The sequence below is a fragment of the Romboutsia sp. BSD2780061687b_171204_C1 genome, from assembly GCF_015560225.1.
Classification (GTDB): Bacteria; Bacillota; Clostridia; order Peptostreptococcales; family Peptostreptococcaceae; genus Romboutsia_C; species Romboutsia_C hominis.
In genome coordinates this window covers 28136-48756 of record NZ_JADMRK010000007.1, presented here as the reverse complement: position 1 = coordinate 48756, position 20621 = coordinate 28136, and the positions used below count along the sequence as shown (strand labels likewise).

15 protein-coding genes are annotated in these 20621 nt (G+C 29.6%); 14 read left to right on the top strand and 1 reads right to left on the bottom strand.

Translation table 11 applies throughout. The annotated features are described in order from the left end of the window. Positions 1–7: 7 nt before the first annotated feature. The 6 genes from I2H23_RS11940 to I2H23_RS11915 all read left to right on the top strand — a co-directional run bounded on the left by I2H23_RS11940 (position 8) and on the right by I2H23_RS11915 (position 6589). Positions 8–697: a response regulator transcription factor gene (locus I2H23_RS11940; protein WP_195581685.1), complete on the top strand. Its 690-nt coding sequence runs from the start codon at positions 8–10 to the stop codon at positions 695–697. Between the two features lie 247 nt (positions 698–944). Continuing rightward, positions 945–1802 carry a HAMP domain-containing sensor histidine kinase gene (locus I2H23_RS11935; protein WP_330615412.1) on the top strand — a complete coding sequence of 286 codons (858 nt, stop codon included), beginning with the start codon at positions 945–947 and terminating at the stop codon, positions 1800–1802. A 126-nt stretch (positions 1803–1928) separates the two neighbouring features. After that, complete coding sequence (locus I2H23_RS11930) at positions 1929–2384, top strand: S-ribosylhomocysteine lyase (RefSeq protein ID WP_092921587.1); 456 nt, start codon at positions 1929–1931, stop codon at positions 2382–2384. A 3-nt stretch (positions 2385–2387) separates the two neighbouring features. Further along, the gene (locus I2H23_RS11925) at positions 2388–3113 is read left to right on the top strand and encodes a vitamin B12 dependent-methionine synthase activation domain-containing protein (RefSeq protein ID WP_195581683.1); all 726 of its coding nucleotides are present in this window, start codon (positions 2388–2390) and stop codon (positions 3111–3113) included. Next, a complete protein-coding gene (locus tag I2H23_RS11920; protein WP_195581682.1) occupies positions 3085–5475 on the top strand; it encodes a homocysteine S-methyltransferase family protein in 2391 nt (796 codons plus the stop codon). The genes I2H23_RS11925 and I2H23_RS11920 overlap by 29 nt, the downstream gene beginning before the upstream one ends. Before the next feature lie 154 nt (positions 5476–5629). After that, entirely contained in the window at positions 5630–6589 is a 960-nt protein-coding gene (locus tag I2H23_RS11915; RefSeq protein WP_092921581.1) for a carbohydrate kinase family protein, read from the top strand. A gap of 263 nt (positions 6590–6852) precedes the next feature. On the opposite strand, the gene I2H23_RS11910 is transcribed toward I2H23_RS11915, so the two are convergent. Further along, positions 6853–8082: an aminopeptidase gene (locus I2H23_RS11910; protein ID WP_092921577.1), complete on the bottom strand. Its 1230-nt coding sequence runs from the start codon at positions 8080–8082 to the stop codon at positions 6853–6855. Positions 8083–8511: 429 nt separating this feature from the next. Here I2H23_RS11910 and I2H23_RS11905 point away from each other — a divergent pair, with 429 nt between their 5' ends. From I2H23_RS11905 to I2H23_RS11870, 8 genes are all read left to right on the top strand, one after another. Next, positions 8512–9354: a nitroreductase family protein gene (locus I2H23_RS11905; RefSeq protein WP_166506133.1), complete on the top strand. Its 843-nt coding sequence runs from the start codon at positions 8512–8514 to the stop codon at positions 9352–9354. 468 nt (positions 9355–9822) lie between these two features. Next, the gene (gene pyrF / locus I2H23_RS11900) at positions 9823–10539 is read left to right on the top strand and encodes an orotidine-5'-phosphate decarboxylase (protein ID WP_195581681.1); all 717 of its coding nucleotides are present in this window, start codon (positions 9823–9825) and stop codon (positions 10537–10539) included. 10 nt (positions 10540–10549) lie between these two features. Next, complete coding sequence (gene carA, locus I2H23_RS11895) at positions 10550–11596, top strand: glutamine-hydrolyzing carbamoyl-phosphate synthase small subunit (RefSeq protein ID WP_195581680.1); 1047 nt, start codon at positions 10550–10552, stop codon at positions 11594–11596. A gap of 34 nt (positions 11597–11630) precedes the next feature. Further along, positions 11631–14837 (top strand): carbamoyl-phosphate synthase large subunit, encoded by a 3207-nt coding sequence (gene carB / locus I2H23_RS11890; RefSeq protein ID WP_166506130.1) that lies wholly within the window; start codon positions 11631–11633, stop codon positions 14835–14837. Between the two features lie 229 nt (positions 14838–15066). Further along, entirely contained in the window at positions 15067–16488 is a 1422-nt protein-coding gene (gene gadC / locus I2H23_RS11885; protein WP_092921567.1) for a glutamate:gamma-aminobutyrate antiporter, read from the top strand. Positions 16489–16592: 104 nt separating this feature from the next. Beyond that, a complete protein-coding gene (locus tag I2H23_RS11880) occupies positions 16593–17987 on the top strand; it encodes a glutamate decarboxylase (RefSeq protein WP_166506129.1) in 1395 nt (464 codons plus the stop codon). A gap of 205 nt (positions 17988–18192) precedes the next feature. After that, complete coding sequence (locus I2H23_RS11875; protein ID WP_195238367.1) at positions 18193–19254, top strand: DUF2776 family protein; 1062 nt, start codon at positions 18193–18195, stop codon at positions 19252–19254. Positions 19255–19572: 318 nt separating this feature from the next. Next, positions 19573–20621, top strand: a 1049-nt coding sequence (locus I2H23_RS11870; RefSeq protein WP_195581698.1) for a glutamate decarboxylase, incomplete at its 3' end; no start/stop codon positions are given.

Below are 20621 nucleotides of genomic sequence, written 5' to 3'. Positions count from 1 at the left end.
ATGGAATTTGAAAAATAAAGTACTTGTAGTAGATGATGAAAAGGAAATTAGAAATCTTCTTGAAATATATTTATTAAATGAAGGATATGATGTAATAAAAGCTGAAGATGGAATAGAAGCCTTAAATATATTAGACAGAGAAGATATACAATTGATGATACTAGATATAATGATGCCTGGTATAGATGGAATAGAAGTTTGTAGAAGGATAAGAGAAAAATTAGATATTCCTATATTAATACTAAGTGCTAAATCTGAAGATATGGATAAAATTCAAGGTATAATGACAGGGGCAGATGATTATATGACAAAGCCTTTTAATCCATTAGAACTTACAGTTAGAGTGAAATCATTACTTAGAAGAGCGTATTATTTTAATAATAAATCAAAATATAGTCGGGATATAATAACAATAGAAAATTTAAATATAGATAAAAGTAAACATAAGGTTACTGTTGGAGAAATTGAAATACCTTTAACATCTAGGGAATTTGATATTTTATATCTATTAGCTAGTAATAAAGGGCGTGTATTTAGTACAGAAGAAATTTTTGAAAAGGTATGGAAAGAACAATACTACCAATCTAATAACACTGTGATGGTTCATATAAGTAGGATAAGGGAAAAAATAGAAAATCATATAGATGATAAAATAATACACACTGTGTGGGGGGTAGGATATAAAGTTGAAAAATAAAAAAATTTTGTTTGAATATGCTTTTAAGCCCATAATATATTTTATAATTAGCTTAGTTATAGGCGGTAGCATAATAGGTATTATTTATTTTAAATTAATAGATATGTATATGAATAGTTATGCGAAAATTCCCCAAGTAATTATAAATGTAGTAAACGAATTTTTATATGCAAAAAATAATTATATAGGAGATTTAATTTATATAATACTAATTCTACTAATAACAATACCTATATATATTATATTTATGAAGAAAAAGATTGAGAGTATAAGTGAAATTATAAATACAACTAATATTATGGCTAATGGTGATTTAAATCAAACTATACAAGTTGTATCAAAAGATGAAGTTGGACAATTAGGAAACAATATTAATAGTATAGTTTCACAGTTGAGAAATATAACAATAGAAGAGAGAAGAGCACAACAAACTAAGACAGATTTAATAACAAATGTCTCACATGACTTAAGGACACCTTTGACATCTATAATAGGATACTTAGGTCTAATAGAAGATGATAGATATAAAGATGAAGTTGAACTTAGATACTATACGACGATTGCATATGAAAAATCTAAAAGCTTGAGCATTCTTATAAATGATTTGTTTGAACTTACAAAGATGCAAAATAATACTATAAGCTTAGATAAGATTGATATAAATTTAGTAGAATTATTAGGACAAATAACGGAACAGTTTAAATATGAATTTAAGCAAAATGATATAAAAGGAAGAACAGATTTTTCTGAAGATAAATTAATAATAAATGCAGATGCTAATAAGTTAGTAAGGGTATTTGAAAATTTAATAAGCAATGGGATAAAATACGGTAAGGATGGGGGATATATAGATATAGTAACAAGAAAACAAGACAATATGGCTATAGCCCAAATTATAAATTATGGAGAACAAATACCTTCTTCAGACTTACCTCATATATTCGAACGATTTTATAGAGTAGAAAAATCTAGAAATAGAAATGATGGTGGATCAGGACTAGGACTAGCTATAGCTAAAAATATAGTAGAGTTACATGGGGGAAACATCAAAGTTGAAAGTAATAGTAGCAGAACTATTTTTGAAGTAAAGCTTAAATTAATATAAAATATTTAGAAATTTAATAAAAAATTAATTTAATAAATAAAAATATCATGTAAAACTTGATAATATATCCTTATTATGAAGTATAATATTATCATATAAAAAATTTAAGTATCGGAGGGAATTAAAATGCAAAAAGTAGAAAGTTTTAAACTAGATCATACAAAAGTAAAAGCACCTTATGTTAGAAAGTGTTGTTTATTAAATGGAGAAAAAGGAGATATGGTAAGTAAGTTTGATATAAGATTCTTACAACCAAATGCAGAAACATTTGGAACAGCTGCTATGCATGGTTTAGAGCATTTATTAGCTACTTATTTAAGAGAAACAATAGATAACATAATAGACTTATCTCCAATGGGATGTAGAACAGGATTCTACTTAATAGTATGGGGAGATGTAGAACCAGCAGTTATAAAAGAAGGATTAGAAAAAGCATTAAAGATGGTTTTAGATGCTAAAGAGATACCAGCAGCTACTGCTGTAGAGTGTGGGAACTACAAAGATTTATCTCTATTTGGAGCACAAGAATATGCTAGAGAAGCTTTAGAAAAAGGATTCTCACTAAATATATATGGAGAATAATAAATGAGAATTGACTTTTCGCAATCCATAGATATAGATAAAAATGAAGTATTAAGATATCTAGAGTACAAAGGTCAAGAAATAAATGAAAATCTTCATAATATAATTGATGAATGCATAAAAATAACTAAATCAACAATAAACCCTCGATATATTTTGAGGGTTTATCCTATATTAAGAGAAGATAACAAACCATATGGAGATAATGTATATATAAAAGGAAGTAATTTAACATTAAAAAGTAGAGATTTATATAATTTGTTAGATAGTTGCAGTGAGTGTATAATAATGGCTACAACACTAGGAATAGAAATAGAAAAAGAAATAAAAAAGCGTTCTTATAATGAATTAAACAAAAGCATAATATTAGATGCTTGTGCTACCACAGCTGTAGAAGAGTTGTGTGATAGACTACAATTGGAAATACAAGAAAAATTAATTAATACTAATAAATTCATAACATCAAGATATAGCCCAGGATATGGGGACTTACCAATAGAAAAAAATAGAGAAATAATAAATCTATTAAATTGTCAAAAAGAAATCGGTTTGACTATAACTGAAAGTGGAATAATGATTCCAAGGAAGTCTGTTATAGCGATAATAGGAATATCAGAAGATAAAACAATTCAAAGCTTTAAATCATGTTCAAAATGCCAAAATAACAAAAATTGTAAATATAAAAAAGGGGATGACAGAGATGAATGTAAGAGATTTTATAAAAGATAATATATTAATATTTGATGGAGCTATGGGAACAATGCTTCAACAAAAAGGTTTAAAAATAGGGGAAAATCCAGAAATATTTGGATTTGAAAATCCAGATAAACTTTTAGAAATACATAAATCATACCTAGATGCAGGGTCAAATGTAATAACTACAAATACTTTTGGTGCTAACGAGCTAAAATTAGAAAAACTAGGGTATACTGTAGAAAAAATAGTAGATAATGCAGTAAAAGTTGCTAAAAAAGCTATTAATGAATCACAAAATATTAATAATAAATTTGTAGCACTAGATATGGGACCGATAGGAGAAATGTTAGAACCTATGGGAACACTAAGTTTTGATAGGGCATATGAAATATTTAAAAGACAAGCAATACAAGGTGAAAAGTCTGGTGCAGATTTAATAATAATAGAAACTATGATGGATTTATATGAGGCTAAGGCAGCAGTATTAGCAGCTAAGGAAAATACTAACTTACCTGTATTTTGTACTATGACCTTTGATGAAAATGGGAGAAGTTTTACTGGGTGCCTTCCAGAAAGTATGGTTTTAACTATAGAAGGATTAGGAGTAGATGCTGTAGGTGTAAATTGCTCTTTAGGGCCAAAGCAGCTTTTACCAATAGTAGAGAGAATAGCTAAGATGACAAAGGTGCCGGTAGTGGTTCAAGCTAATGCAGGACTACCAAATATAGTGGATGGACAAGCTACATATGATGTAGATGCAGAGGAATTTTATAAAGGTGTTAAAAATTTTGTAAAAGTAGGTGCATCAATAATAGGAGGATGTTGTGGAACAGATCCATCTTTTATAAATAAAATATCTAATAATCTAGATGAATTAAAAAAGGTAAATGTAGAGAAAGTAAATAAATGTTTTGTATGCTCACCATCAAAGGTTGTAGAAATAAAAGCTCCGACTGTTATGGGAGAAAGATTAAATCCAACAGGGAGAAAAAGTCTTCAAGATGCAATAAAAAATAGAAACTTTGATTACATTATAAACTTAGGTTTAGAACAAATAAATGGTGGAGCTGAAATATTAAATGTAAACGTAGGAATACCTAATATAGAAGAAGAAAAGTTTATGCCTATGGTTATAAAAGAAATTCAATCTGTTATAGATACTCCTCTTCAAGTGGATTCATCAAATATAGATGTCTTAGAACAAGGTCTTAGATATTATAACGGTAAAACTATAGTAAATTCTGTGAATGGAAAAGAAGAATCCTTAAGTAAAATACTTCCGATAGTAAAAAAATACGGATCATGTGTGGTTGGACTTACTTTAGACGAAAATGGAATACCAAAAACGGCAAAAGGAAGATTTAATATTGCTAAAAAAATAGTAGATAAAGCAATATCTTATGGAATAAATAAAGAAGATATATTTATAGATTGCTTATCACTTACAGTTTCAGCGCAGCAATCAGAGGCCATGGCGACTATAGAATGTATAAAAATGATAAAAGAGGAATTGGGAGTTAAAACTATATTAGGTGTATCAAATGTATCTTTTGGTGTACCAAATAGAAAAGCTTTAAATAGTACTTACTTAACTATGGCATTAGCAAATGGACTAGACTTACCAATTATAAATCCAAATGAAGATAGCATGATGGAGGTTATAAACTCTTTTAAAGTAATAAAAAATATAGATAAAAATTGTATAAATTACATAAGTAAATATGCAAATGTTGTAAATAATAAAGATATCAATACAAGACAAAATAATAAAGAAAAATTATCAGTAGAACAAATAATAGAAAGAGGACTTAAAGAAGAAATAAAAGAAGTAATACCAAATATTTTAAAAAGTCAATCAGAAAATGAAGTAATAGAAGAAATACTTATACCTACACTAGATAAAATAGGTAAAAAATATGAAAATGGTGAAATATTCTTACCGCAATTAATACAATCGGCAGAGACTGTGAAAGTAGCACTGGATATTCTAAAAGTAAGTTTACAAAGTAAAAGTGAAAGTATAGAGCAAAAAGGAAAAATTATAGTAGCAACTGTAAAAGGAGATATACACGATATAGGTAAAAATATTGTAAAGATAATGCTTGAAAATTATGGGTATGATGTCCTAGATTTAGGGAAAGATGTTGATATTGATGTAATTGTTGAAGAGGCTAAAAATAGAAATATAAAACTTATAGGATTAAGTGCTTTAATGACAACTACAGTTAAAAGCATGAAAGAAACAATAGAAGCAATAAGAAAAGAAGGACTAGATGCGAAAGTATTTGTTGGTGGTGCAGTACTTACTAGTGAGTATGCAAAAGAGATTGGGGCAGACTATTATTCTAAAGATGCGAAATCATCTATAGAAATAGCAAAGACAAATTTAAGATAAAATATAGGGGGTATTTTAACCTCCTATTTTATTAAAATATGACAAAAAAAGTGTAAAAATTTGCATAATTGACATTAAAACGTAAAATCTATAGAAAAAACTCATAAGAATGTGATAAAATAGGAAGGTGATTCTTAGGGAGGTTTAAACAAAAATGATAGACAATAGGCAACCTTATGCGTTAGTTTTCGGAGTATCAGTTTTTGATATCTGCGGGTTTACAAACAATAATTATAGATGTAATGATTCTAATCCAGGTAAAGTTAAGACTTCTTTCGGAGGAGTTTGTAGAAATATAGCTGAATGTATGGCTAGAGTAGGTGTAAATACAAGATTTATCTCTATATTAGGAGATGATGAGACAGGAAAAAGAATGTTAGATCATTCTAAAAAGATGAACTATGATATGAGCGAGTCTCTAATAATAAAAGGAGGGCACACTCCTACATATATGGCTATCTTAGATGAACAAGGTGAGATGGTTTCTGCTGTAGTTGATATGAACATAATAGACATGTTTACTACAGAATTTATAGACTCAAAAGCGGAAATAATAAGAAATGCCGAGTATATGATACTAGACTCAGATAGACCTGATATAGTAGAATATATAATACAAAACTTTAGTAAAGATACTAAACTTATATTAGATCCAGTTTCAGCAGCAAAGGCTAAAACAGTTAAACACTTAATAAAAGGGTTCCATACTATAAAGCCAAATAGATATGAGGCTGAAATAATGTGTGGATTTAAAATACACAATGATGAAGATTTAAGAAAAGCTGGTAAATATTTTACAGACTTAGGTATCCAAAACGTATTTATAACATTAGATGAAGATGGTATATACTACAACAATGGGCAAGAAGAAGGTAAAATTAAGGCTAATGATGTAAAAGTAATCAACGTTACTGGTGCAGGAGATTCTTTTGTAGCAGGTATAGCTAATGGTTATATGAATAATATTAATATAGTTGATACTGTAAAATATGCAATAGCTATGTCATCTATAACTATAGCAACAGAAGAAACTATTCATCCAGATATGAGCCACGAGTTAGTTGAAAAATATATTAACAATATAGAGTGGACAGAAGTAAAATATAGTAAATAGAAATTTACTATATTAAAAAAATTATGTATAATTAAGTTATAAGTTAATCTGCAAAATGTAAGATTAATTGATATAAAATATTTATCGTCGACAACCAAAAAACATCTAGGGTTATATTTTGTAATCCTAGATGTTTTTTATTATCTATAGATAATAAATAGATAAGACAGTAAACTTATTATAATATTTACTATTATTTTTATATAACCTTAAAAAGAGATGCTAAGCCTAACTAGCATCTCTTTTATTTAATAGGTATTAAATTAGAAAGCCCAGTTTCCATCTTTGAATACTTGAATTTCTTCACCATCGTTAGTTATACCAACGATATCCATATCAGCTGAACCTATCATGAAGTCAACATGAGTTAAACTTGTGTTAACACCATATTTATCCATTTCCTCTTCTTTTATAGAATCTCCATCTTTTATACAAGTCTTGTATGCAGATCCTAATGCAAAGTGACAAGATGCATTTTCATCGTATAAAGTGTTGAAGAATACTATATTAGTGTCTGATATAGGAGATTTAAAAGGAACTAATGCAACTTCTCCTAAGTAATGAGAACCTTCATCAGTGTCTATTAATTTACCTAGTGTCTCAGCACCTTTTTCAGCTGTGAAATCTATTATTTTTCCATCCTTAAATGTTAAAGAGAAGTTATCTATAACATTTCCACCATAAACAAGTGGTTTCGTGCTATGAACTACACCATTAACTTTAAATTTGTGAGGCATAGAGAAAACCTCTTCTGTTGGTATATTTGGGTTGAAGTTAACACCATTAGGGTCTTGAGATGCACCGCTTAACCAAATATGCCCCTCAGGTAATTCCATAGTTAAATCAGTTTTTGCTGATTTAAATTTTAATGTTTTGAAGTTTTTATCATTTAAGAAATTCATTCTTGTTTTTAAGTCATTGTTGTGATTATTCCAAGCTTCTATTGGGTCTTGACCAGAAACTCTTGAACACTTAAATATTGCTTCCCATAATTTTTCAACAGCTTCTTCTTTAGAAACATCAGGGAATATCTTAGCTGCCCAAGATTCAGTTGGTACAGATACTATACTCCATTTACATTTGTCAGATAGAGTGTAAGATCTCCATTCCTTTAAAGCTTGTGCAGATGCTTTTTGGAAGTTAGCGACTCTTTGAGGATCTACATTTTTTAATAAATCAGGGTTTTGAGCATATATAGTTAAGAAAGCTCCCCCTTCTTTTGCTATATCAACATATTGTTCTGAAGTCCACTTAGGGAATTCGTTAAATGCTTCTTCAGGTGCATTTAAGTATTTTATTAAAGTACATTCTTCATCAGACCATTCTATATGTACATTTTTAGCTCCAGCCTTATAAGCATGCTCAACAACTTTTCTAACAAAAGGAGCACATTCGATAGGCGATCTAACAAGTAAAGTTTGGTCAGCTTGTATATTAACTCCAACTTTAACAGCTAACTCAGCATACTTATCTAAATTTCTTTCAAATTCCATAATTTGAACCTCCTAAAATTTTAATAAAATTATCTTATTAAGATAATTATAGTTTATTCACTGCTAACTTAATAATACTAAAAAAATAAGGGAATTACATAATTTTACTATAAAAAAATATTTATAATATATTTACAAAAACAGAAAATTGGAAACAGTTTTCTTATAAAATAAATTATCGGCAAAAATAAGCACTAGATAAACTATAATACTATATTTTATACCCCAAAAAATATAAGTAAATATATAAAAAATATTTAACTATAAATTATAAATAATATGTATTTAAATGTACAAAAAGAATAAAAAAATTTATAATATAATATATGAATTTGTAGAAATGACTAGAAAAATATAACTATTAATAAAAGATATATAATATATCAATTTGATTTATATAGATATTGGAAATATTTTAGGAGGAAATAAATGGACTTATATGATGCTATATTTTATAGAAGAACGATAAAAGAATATTCAAATAGAGCTGTAAAACCAGAATTAATGAAAGAAATTAAAGAAATATGTAAGAGTATTGATTATTTAAATGAAGAATTGGATATAAAAGCACATTTAATAGATAGAGGTCACTTGATACAGTTTTTAATGAAAAAGGACTGTAATATAAAGGCACCTCACTATATATTAGTAACATCGAATAAAGGGGAAGACTATTTACAAAATATTGGTTTTGCAATAGAAAATGTAGTGTTACAATTAACAACTTTAGGTTTAGGTACTTGTTGGATAGAGTGTAACTTATCTCAAGAAGATGTAAAGGAGATTATAGACATTGATACAGAGAGTATAGAAATATATTCAAAAGAACAAGTTAAGGAAGAAGATATAGAACTAGAAGAAAGTATAGAGGAAAGTGAAGAGCAACCATATATTGTAATAGCTTTTGGATACCCAAAAGAAGGAGAGCATATTTTTAGAAATGTAAATGCAGAGCCAAGAAGAAAAAGAATAAAAGAAATATCAAAGAAAATGGATAGAAAGTGGACTAAAATATTAAGTGCTGTAAGAATGTCATCATCTGTAAAGAATGTACAACCTTGGAGATTTTACAATACGAAAACATCTATTGATATATATGAAGAAAAACAAAAAAAGTCTATAGAGAAAATGAGTAAAATAAGTATGGGAATTTGTCTTAGAAATTTTGATATAGCTTGTAAAAAATATGATATGAAAGTAAAATATGAAAAAACAAAGGCTAAAAAAAGATTAGGGAAAGAGTATTATATAAGTGCTATAATAGAAGAATAGAAAATATTATATATTATATCGATTTATAAAGAGAGAAGAACAAAAGAAGAGTTGACATTAAAAGGAAAAGATGTAATAATTGTATACAAGATAAAGCTTTAAAATATCCCGAGAGGATATGAAGTGTAGTATGTAATTAAAATAAAATAGAAATTCCTTGAAACTAGTCCAGAGAGGCTAAAAAGGTTAACTATAATAATTAATTTTGTATATATAACCTCTAGCTGGATTGGCTAGAGGTTTTTTTAGCAACGGATGTGACTGAGTGAATACGAAGACATATCGTTGGCGATATGAACGAAGTGAATTTTTAAAATAAAAATATAATAAAGTCTTTTAAACTAGTCCAGAGAGGCTGGGAAAGATATCTCATAGCTTATAAATGTAATGTTATGTATAGATAGAATCCTTATACCCTGTGGTATGAGGATTTTTTATTAAGGCTTTATTAAAAAGGGGAGTAAAATTATGGTAAATGGAAAAGACAAACTAATAGTGGCGATAGACACTAACGAATTTGATAAAGCTAAAGAATTAATAGATACACTAGAAAATGAAGTGGATATATTTAAAGTAGGGTTAGAACAATATGTAGCAACAAGAGGTAAAACAGTAGATTACTTAAAAGAAAAAGGTAAAAAAATATTCTTAGACCTTAAGTTCCATGATATACCAAATACTATGCAAAGTGCAGTAAGAGCAGCAGTTAGGGATAATGTTTGGTTAATGACAATACATGTTTCTGATATAGAAGGTATGAGACAATGTGCATTAGCTGCTAAGGAAGAGGCTGAGAAATTGAATATAGAAAAACCTATAATAGTAGGTGTTACAGTATTAACATCGCTAAGCAATAAAGATTTACAAGATATAGGATGCAATATGACTACAGAAGAATTAGCTATAAAAAGAGCCAAACTAGCTAAGGAAGCAGGAATTGATGGAATAGTTTGTTCAGCACAAGAAGTAGATAAGATAGTTGAGGCTTGCGGAAAAGATTTCGTAACAGTATGCCCAGGTGTAAGACCAGCAGGTGCAGACAAGGGAGATCAAAAGAGAGTAGTAACTCCAGCTGATGCAATCAACAAAGGAGCACATTATTTAGTAGTTGGAAGACCTATAACTAAAGCTGAAAATCCAGCTCAGTCAGCTAAAAATATAGTAAATGAAATAGCGAATGCTTAGGAGGGTTAATATGAAGGGGAAATTAATATTACAAGATGGAACTATATTCGAAGGTAAAGCCTTTGGATATTTAAATGACAGTGTAGGAGAAGTAGTATTCAATACTTCTATGACAGGATATGGAGAAGTGTTAACAGATCCTTCGTACTATGGACAGATAGTAACGATGACATATCCTCTTGTAGGAAACTATGGTATAAACTTAGAAGACGTAGAATCTAAGGGAGTTCATGTAAAGGGATTTATAGTACGAGAAAAAAGTGATATGCCAAATAACTTTAGATGTGAAATGGATTTAGACACATACCTAAAGCAAAATAAAGTTATAGGGCTTGAAGGAATAGATACAAGAGCTCTTACAAAAATATTAAGAAACAACGGAACTATGAAAGGCATAATAACTTTAGAAGGTATATCATTAGAGCAAGTTCAAGCTAAATTAGATGCATTCTCAAATACTCAAGCGGTAAAAACAGTAACTAGGAAAGAAGTAGAGCATATAGCTGGAAGAGGAACAAAAGTTGCTGTAATGGACTTTGGAGTTAAGGAAAACATACTAAGATCATTTGCAAATCGTGGATGTGATATAACCGTATTTCCTGCAACAACAAAGCCAGAAGATGTATTAGGAATAAACCCAGATTTAATATTCTTATCTAATGGACCTGGAGATCCTGAAGATTTAGAAGATGTTATAGAAAATATAAAAGAATTAATTGGTAAAAAGCCAATAGCAGGAATATGCTTAGGACACCAATTACTAGCATTAACTTTAGGTGGAAAAACAGGAAAGTTAAAGTTTGGACACAGAGGTGGAAATCATCCAGTTAAAGATTTAGAGGAAAACAAAGTATTTATAACATCTCAAAATCACGGTTATTACGTATGTGAATTACCACAGGATATGGAAGTAACGCATATAAACTTAAACGACAATACTGTAGAAGGAATGAGACATACAAAATTACCTATATACAGTGTCCAGTATCATCCAGAGGCTTGCCCAGGGCCAAAAGACAATGATTATATATTTGATAAATTCTTAGCATTAGTATAGATTGTTAAATTTAATTAGATAAGGAGAAAAAATTATGCCTAAAATAGATAGAATAAAAAAGACATTAGTATTAGGTTCAGGACCTATAATCATAGGGCAAGCAGCAGAGTTTGATTATTCTGGAACACAAGCTTGCCAAGCATTAAAAGAAGAAGGAATAGAAGTCGTATTAATAAACAGTAACCCAGCTACTATAATGACGGACAAAGAAGTAGCGGATAAAATATATATAGAACCATTAACAATAGAATTTATAGAAAAAATAATAGAAAAGGAAAGACCAGATAGCTTATTAGCAGGAATGGGTGGTCAAACAGCTCTTAATTTAGCAGTTGAATTACATGAAGCTGGAATACTTGAAAAGTATAATGTTGAAATAATAGGTACATCTGTTGAATCTATAAAAAAAGGTGAAGACAGAGATACTTTCAGAGAAGTAATGAGAGAAATAAATCAACCAGTTGTAGTTAGTGATATAGTAACTGACTTAGAAAGTGGATTAGAGTTTGCAGGAAAAATAGGATATCCAGTAGTTGTTAGACCTGCATATACACTAGGTGGAACTGGAGGAGGTATAGCTGAAAATGTTGAAGAACTTACAGAAATACTTACTCAAGGTTTACAATTAAGCCCGGTTAACCAAGTATTGCTTGAAAAAAGTATAAAGGGTTGGAAAGAAATAGAATATGAAGTAATAAGAGATGGCAATGGAAATTGTATAACTGTATGTAATATGGAAAATATAGACCCTGTTGGAGTTCATACAGGGGATAGTATAGTTGTAGCTCCAAGTCAAACTTTAAGTGATAGAGAATACCAAATGCTTAGAAAAGCATCTATAGATATAATAAATGCAATAGAGGTTAAAGGTGGGTGTAATGTACAGATAGCACTTAACCCACACAGTTTAGAATATGCAATTATAGAAATAAACCCAAGAGTTAGTAGATCTTCGGCATTAGCATCTAAGGCTACTGGATACCCAATAGCTAAGGTTGCTGCAAAAATAGCTTTAGGATACACTCTAGACGAAATAGAAAATGCAGTTACAAAGAAAACATACGCATGTTTTGAGCCAACGCTTGATTATGTAGTAGTTAAGATACCAAAGTGGCCATTTGATAAGTTCAAGCAAGCTAATAGGAAGTTAGGAACAAAGATGATGGCAACTGGAGAAATAATGAGTATAGGAAGTAACTTTGAAGCTGCAATGTTAAAAGGTATAAGATCTCTTGAAATAGGAAAATATTCATTAGTTCATGCTCCTTCAGAAGAAAAGAGCTTAGAAGAATTAAAGAAGAGTATAGTGGTACCAGATGACGAAAGATTATTCGACTTAGCTGAAATGATAAGAAGAGGCTATAAAGTTGACATGATAGAGCAAATAACAGGTGTAGATAAGTGGTTTATACACAAGTTTAAGTGGATAGTAGAGCAAGAAGAAAAATTAAGAGGTATGAAAATAGAAGACTTAAATAAAGATTACCTATTAGAACTAAAGAAAAAAGGATTCTCAGATAAAGGTATAGCTGACTTAATGAAGATAAGTCCAGAGATATTATGTGAGTTAAGAAAGCTATACAACATACAACCAGCATATAAGATGGTTGATACTTGTGGAGGAGAGTTTGATGCATTATCTCCATATTACTACTCAACTTATGAGCAATTTGATGAAGTAGAGGTAAGTAATAAGAAAAAAGTTGTAGTATTAGGTTCTGGACCAATAAGAATAGGTCAAGGGATAGAATTTGATTATTGCTCAGTACATTGTGTAAAATCATTAAGAAAAATGGGAATAGAAACTATAATAGTAAACAACAACCCAGAAACAGTAAGTACAGACTTTGATACATCAGATAAACTATACTTCGAACCATTAACAGAAGAAGAAGTATTAAATATAATAGAAAAAGAAAATCCAGATGGAGTAATACTTCAATTTGGTGGGCAAACAGCTATAAAATTAGCTAAATTCTTACATGAAAAGAATATAAAAATATTAGGAACTGACTTTACTGACATAGATGCAGCAGAAGACAGAGAAAAGTTTGAAGAATTACTAGAGAAATTAAATATAAACAGACCAAAAGGAAAAGCTATATGGTCAGTGGAAGAAGGTATAGAAGAAGCTAAGAGATTAGAATACCCAGTACTTGTTAGACCATCTTATGTACTTGGTGGTCAAGGTATGGAAATAACTTATGATGAAACTAAGTTAGCTAGATACTTGGAAGATGCTTTCAAGAGAGACAAGAAAAATCCAGTACTTATAGATAAGTACTTAACAGGTAGAGAAATAGAAGTAGATGCTATATGTGATGGAGAAAATATACTAATACCAGGAATAATGGAGCATTTAGAAAGAGCTGGGGTTCATTCTGGGGATAGTATAACAATGTATCCAAGTCAAAATATAAATGATGAAATAAAAGCCAAAATATTAGATTACACGAAGAAAATTGCTTTAGAGCTAAACGTACTTGGAATGGTAAATATACAATTTATAGAATTCAAAAATGAATTATATGTAATAGAAGTTAATCCAAGAGCAAGTAGAACTGTACCTTATATAAGTAAGGTAAGTAATGTACCTATAGTGGACCTAGCTACTAGATGTATGTTGGGAGAGAAGTTAGTAGACTTAGGATATGGAACAGGTGTATATAAAGAGCCTAATCTAGTATCTGTAAAGGTTCCAGTATTCTCAATGTCAAAACTTGCTAGTGTTGATGTAAGTCTTGGGCCTGAGATGAAATCTACAGGAGAAGTACTAGGTGTAGGTGAGACTTTAGAAGAAGCTTTATATAAAGGGTTCTTAGGAGCAGGAAAAACTATGTCTGACAAAAAAGGTGTAGTACTTGCAACTATAAATAATCATGATAAAGAAGAGTTTATAGAAATAGCAAAAGATATGAATGAATTAGGCTATACTTTCGTAGCTACAGAAGGAACAGCTAAGATATTACAAGAAAATGGAATAGATGCTGATATAGTTAAGAGAGTAGAAGAAGCTAGACCAAACATACTTGATGTTATAAGAAACAAGCAAGTAGATATAGTAATAAATACCCCTACTAAAGGGAATGACTCAACAAGAGATGGATTTAAAATAAGAAGAACTGCAACAGAGTTCTCTACGGAAGTAATGACATCACTTGATACATTAAAGGCTTTAGTTGAAGTGAAAAAGAAGCATATAATGAATGAAGGTTTAGAAGTATACAATATAGCTGAATAATAAAATTAATAAACACCACTTTAGAGATATCTCTAAAGTGGTGTTTATTAATTTTAACACATGGAAAAAGTTAGAAAATTATAAAATAAGAAAACTAAATAAATTTTAAATCAAATGGTTATGGATGTTGAAGCGTGGGTATTTATGTCATATAACGACAATAAGTTACTTTAGGCCTAAGATAATTTAGTATATGTTAGAAAAAATTAATACCTAGGAGATGATTCAAATGAAAGATGCACAAGTAGGCAAAAAGGGAACACTTACATTGTTTGCATTCTTTGCAATGACAGCATCAATGGTAATGACTGTTTATGAATATCCAACATTCGCAACATCAGGATTTAATCTAGTATTTTTCCTTTTATTAGGAGGAATTTTATGGTTTTTACCAGTTGCTTTATGTGCAGCAGAAATGGCCACTGTAGAAGGATGGCAAGAAGGGGGAATATTCGCTTGGGTAGGTAATACTCTAGGTGAAAGATACGGCTTTGCAGCTATATTCTTCCAATGGTTCCAAATCACAGTTGGATTTGTAACTATGATTTATTTTATTTTAGGATGTGTTTCATACATATTTAACTGGAATGCGTTAAACAATGTTCCAGCTATAAAATTTATAGGAGTTTTAGTTATATTCTGGGGATTAACATTTTCTCAGTTAGGCGGAACAAAAAACACAGCTAAGATAGCTAAGGCTGGATTTATATTTGGTATAGTTATACCCGCTATAATTTTATTTGGTTTATCAATAGCATACTTAGTACAAGGTAACCCAGTAGATGTAAAAATTGGAATGAAATATTTCGTACCTGATTTTACAAAAGTAAATACATTAGTTGTATTCGTTTCATTTATATTAGCTTATATGGGGGTTGAAGCATCAGCATCTCATGTAAATGAATTAGAAAATGCTAAGAAAAATTACCCATTAGCAATGATAATATTAGTAGTACTAGCTATAATACTAAATACTATAGGTGGTTTAACAGTAGCATCTGTAATACCTAAGTCTCAATTAAGCTTAAGTTCAGGTGTTGTTGAAACATTTAAAGTTCTAATACTTCATTTTAGTGCTAATGCTACATGGCTTGTAAAATTAATAGCTTTATTATTAGCTTTAGGAGTAATGGGAGAAGTTAGTGCTTGGGTTGTAGGTCCTTCAAGAGGAATGTATTCAGCAGCACAAAAAGGAATTTTACCTAAATCATTAACAAAAACAAATGAACATGATGTTCCAGTACGTTTAGTATTAATTCAAGGAATAGTAGTTACAATATGGGCAGCTGTTCTTACTTTTGGTGGAGGAGGAAATAACGTATCTTTCCTTACAGCAATATCACTAACAGTTGTAATATATCTAGTAGGATACTTACTATTCTTCATAGGATACTTTACTTTAGTACTTAAACATAAAGATTTAAAACGTTCTTACCAAGTTCCAGGAGGAAAAACATTTAAATTAATAGTAGCAGCATGTGGATTCATAACATCTATATTTGCTCTAGTAATATCATTTGTTCCACCTAGCCAATTAAGTGGTAAGAGTGTTACAGAATATTTAACAATATTAAGTGTTAGTTTTGTAATAACTATTCTAATACCTTTTGTAATTTATGCAATAACTGATAAAAAGAGAAAGGCTAATTAAACAGTCTTAACTCTAAAGAAAGTGTAAAAAAGTCGCAAAATAGACACTAGAAAAAATCATTAAAAATTTAAATCAAAGCATGAAGTTCTAGGAGGATTTTTAAAATGTTATGTAGTAAAAAAGAAGATACTTACAGCACACCAGTGTTTGGGACAATAGAGTCTGGCTCTAATATTCCAAAAGACGTAATAGGGAAAGATTCTATTGCTCCAAACGTGGCGTATCAATTAATTAAAGATGAGTTAATGAATGAAGGAAATGCAAGACTTAACTTAGCTACATTCTGTCAAACTTATATGGAGCCAGAAGCAACAAAACTTATGGCAGAAACATTAGAAAAAAATGCTATAGATAAATCTGAATATCCACAAACAACAGAAATGGAAAATAGATGTGTTGATATGATAGCTAACCTATGGAATGCTCCAAAAGAGTTGAACTATATAGGTACATCAACAGTAGGATCATCTGAAGCATGTATGCTAGGTGGTATGGCTATGAAATTCAGATGGAGAAATAGAGCAGAAAAAGCAGGAATAGATGTAAATGCTAAGAAACCAAACTTAGTAGTATCTTCAGGATATCAAGTTTGCTGGGAAAAATTCTGTGTATATTGGGATATAGAAATGCGTACAGTGCCAATGGATGAAGAACATATGAGTTTAGACATTAATAAGGTGTTAGATTATGTAGATGATTATACAATAGGTATAGCAGCTTTATTAGGGATAACATATACAGGTAAGTTTGATGATATAAAAGCATTAGACGCAGTAGTAGAAGAGTATAATAAAACAGCTAAAGTATCATTACCTATACACGTAGATGCTGCATCAGGTGGTATGTTTACTCCATTTATAAATCCAGAACTTGAATGGGACTTTAGATTAAAAAATGTAGTTTCAATAAGTACATCAGGACATAAATACGGATTAGTATACCCAGGTATAGGTTGGGTAATATGGAAAGATGAAGAATATTTACCAAAAGAATTAATATTTGAAGTAAGTTACTTAGGTGGATCAATGCCAACTATGGCTATAAACTTCTCAAGATCAGCAAGTCAAGTTATAGGACAATATTATAACTTCTTACGTCTTGGATTTGAAGGATATAGACAAATACATCAACGTACAAAAGAAGTAGCTATGTACTTAAGTAGAGAAATAGAAGCTACTGGTTTATTTAAAATCTATAATGATGGTGAAAATTTACCAATAGTATGTTACAGATTAAAAAATGAAGATGATGTACAATGGACATTATATGATTTAGCAGATAGACTAGCTATGAAAGGATGGCAAATACCAGCATATCCATTACCAGTTAACCTACAAGATACAATAATACAACGTATAGTATGTAGAGCAGACTTAAGTTATGATATGGCTGAATTATTCATAAGAGATTTAAAAATGGCTATAAATGATTTAAATAATGCTAAGATATTAGTTCATGGAAAAAAACAAGAAAATAAAAAATATGGATTTACTCACTAAAAATAAATTAAATTATAATAAGATTTTAGTAATCAAACCTTTAATCTAACTTGGTAAAATATATATAAAAAAGCAATTGGAATTAAATATAATTCTAGTTGCTTTTTTACAATAAGATAAGTAGCTATGAATCAAGCTAATAATTAATATGTAGGTATTGGTTTGATTTTTATCTACTTTCAAAATTTTTTTGGAGGTAAGAAAGATGAATTATTATATTAGTATATTTTTTAGGGCGATACCATTACTTATGGGAGTGGTATGTCTAGGGTATGGGTTTTATGTGAAAAATTTAGGGCAATTAATAGGATCTGAGTTTGTAGTTGCAGGCCATGTTCTGATATATTTAACAGCTATATGTATTGCACTATTTACCACTGCAGCAACTATAATAAGACAGCTTATAAATAAGTACAATAATTTTGATAAGTGGGTTTTACCAAGTATAGGTTATTTAGCATCAATATTTACAATGGTATCAGGAATAATGTTATTTGAAACAGCAGGTCAAAATTCAGCATATGTTGTTTCAGGAAACGTAGTATTTGGATTAGGATTAATAGCTTGTTGTGTTTCAACAGTTGCAACTTCATCAACTAAATTTCTTTTAATACCTAAAAATAGTTCTAACTTAAAAGAAGGAGATGAACCTGAAGATTCTTTTAAAGAACCTACAGCTAAAATATTAATATCAGTACCTGTTGTTTGCGCGTTAATTGCTTTTATTAGGGGTATATATTTATTAATGTCATCTTCGGCTACTGAAAATTTTGTAGCAGGGCATGTAATAATAGGAATCTCATTAGTTTGTGCTAGCTTAGTAGCACTAGTAGCTAGTGTTGTAAGACAAATACAAAATAAGTTTACAGAGAAAGAGCGCTATAAATGGTCAATATTAGTTGTTATATTAGGAACCATAGATATAATATGGGGGATAGCAGTACTTTCAATAGCTACAAATCCTGCTTGGATAGCTCCAGGATTTGTTCTAATTGGATTAGGGATAGTATGTTACAGTATATTAAGTAAAGTACTTTTATTAGGAATGGTGTGGAGAAAATCAAATCCATTAGCTAAGAGAGTACCTTTAATACCAGTAGTGACAGCACTTATATGCTTATTTATGGGAGCATTTTTATTTGAAGCTGAAATATTTAATATAGCATACTTTATACCAGCGCGTGTAATGATTGGACTTGGAGCAATTTGTTTTACATTATTCTCTATAGTATCTATATTAGAAAGTGGAACTTCATCTTCAAAATAATTAACTTAAACAAGAAAATTGATTTTAATATAAAATTAAATTGCAAAAAAGAGTATTTTGAAATGTATAGAACTTGTTTTATGCATTGAAAAATACTCTTTTCTATTATAAAGAAAATTTAGAAAAAAGAAAAAATATATAAAAAAATTGTAAAAATATGTTTAACACACAAAAAGAGAGGTATATATATAGTATAACAAAAAACAAAATAATATATAAAAAGTCTAAAATGAAAAATGCTCAATAATTTGAACAAAAAATTAAATTTATAATTATTAAAATTAATAATTATAAAAACACTATTAGGAGGAATCAAAAATGTTATTTAGTAGAAAAGACAGATTAGGCGATAAATATGATACACCAGTATTTGGGACAATAGAATCTGGCTCTGAGGTAGCCAAAGATGTTTTAGGGAAAGATTCTATTGCTCCAAATGTAGCATATCAATTAATTAAAGATGAGTTAATGAATGAAGGTAATGCAAGACTTAATTTATGTACATTCTGCCAAACTTATATGGAACCAGAAGCAACTAAACTTATGGCAGAAACATTAGAAAAAAATGCTATAGATAAGTCTGAATATCCACAAACAACAGAAATGGAAAATAGATGTGTTAGTATGTTAGCAGATTTATGGAATGCACCAGAAGATATGAAATACATAGGTACTTCTACAGTAGGTTCATCTGAAGCATGTATGCTAGGTGGTATGGCTATGAAATTCAGATGGAGAAATAGAGCAAAAGAAGCAGGAATAGATGTAAATGCTAAGAAACCAAACTTAGTAATATCTTCAGGATATCAAGTTTGTTGGGAAAAATTCTGTGTATATTGGGATATAGAAATGCGTTTAGTACCAATGGATGAAGAACACATGAGTTTAGATGTAGACAAAGTGTTAGATTATGTAGATGATTATACAATAGGTGTAGTAGGTTTACTAGGTATAACATACACAGGTAAATTTGATGATATAAAAGCATTAGATGCTTTATTAGAAGAATACAATAAAACAGCTAAGATATCAGTACCTATACATATAGATGGTGCATCAGGTGGTATGTTCGTACCATTTATAGATCCAGAGCTTGAATGGGACTTTAGATTAAAAAATGTAGTTTCAATAAGTACATCAGGTCATAAATATGGATTAGTATACCCAGGTATAGGTTGGGTAATATGGAAAGATGAAGAATACTTACCAAAAGAATTAATATTTGAAGTAAGTTACTTAGGTGGATCAATGCCAACTATGGCTATAAACTTCTCAAGATCAGCAAGTCAAGTTATAGGACAATATTATAACTTCTTACGTCTTGGATTTGAAGGATATAGACAAATACATCAACGTACAAAAGATGT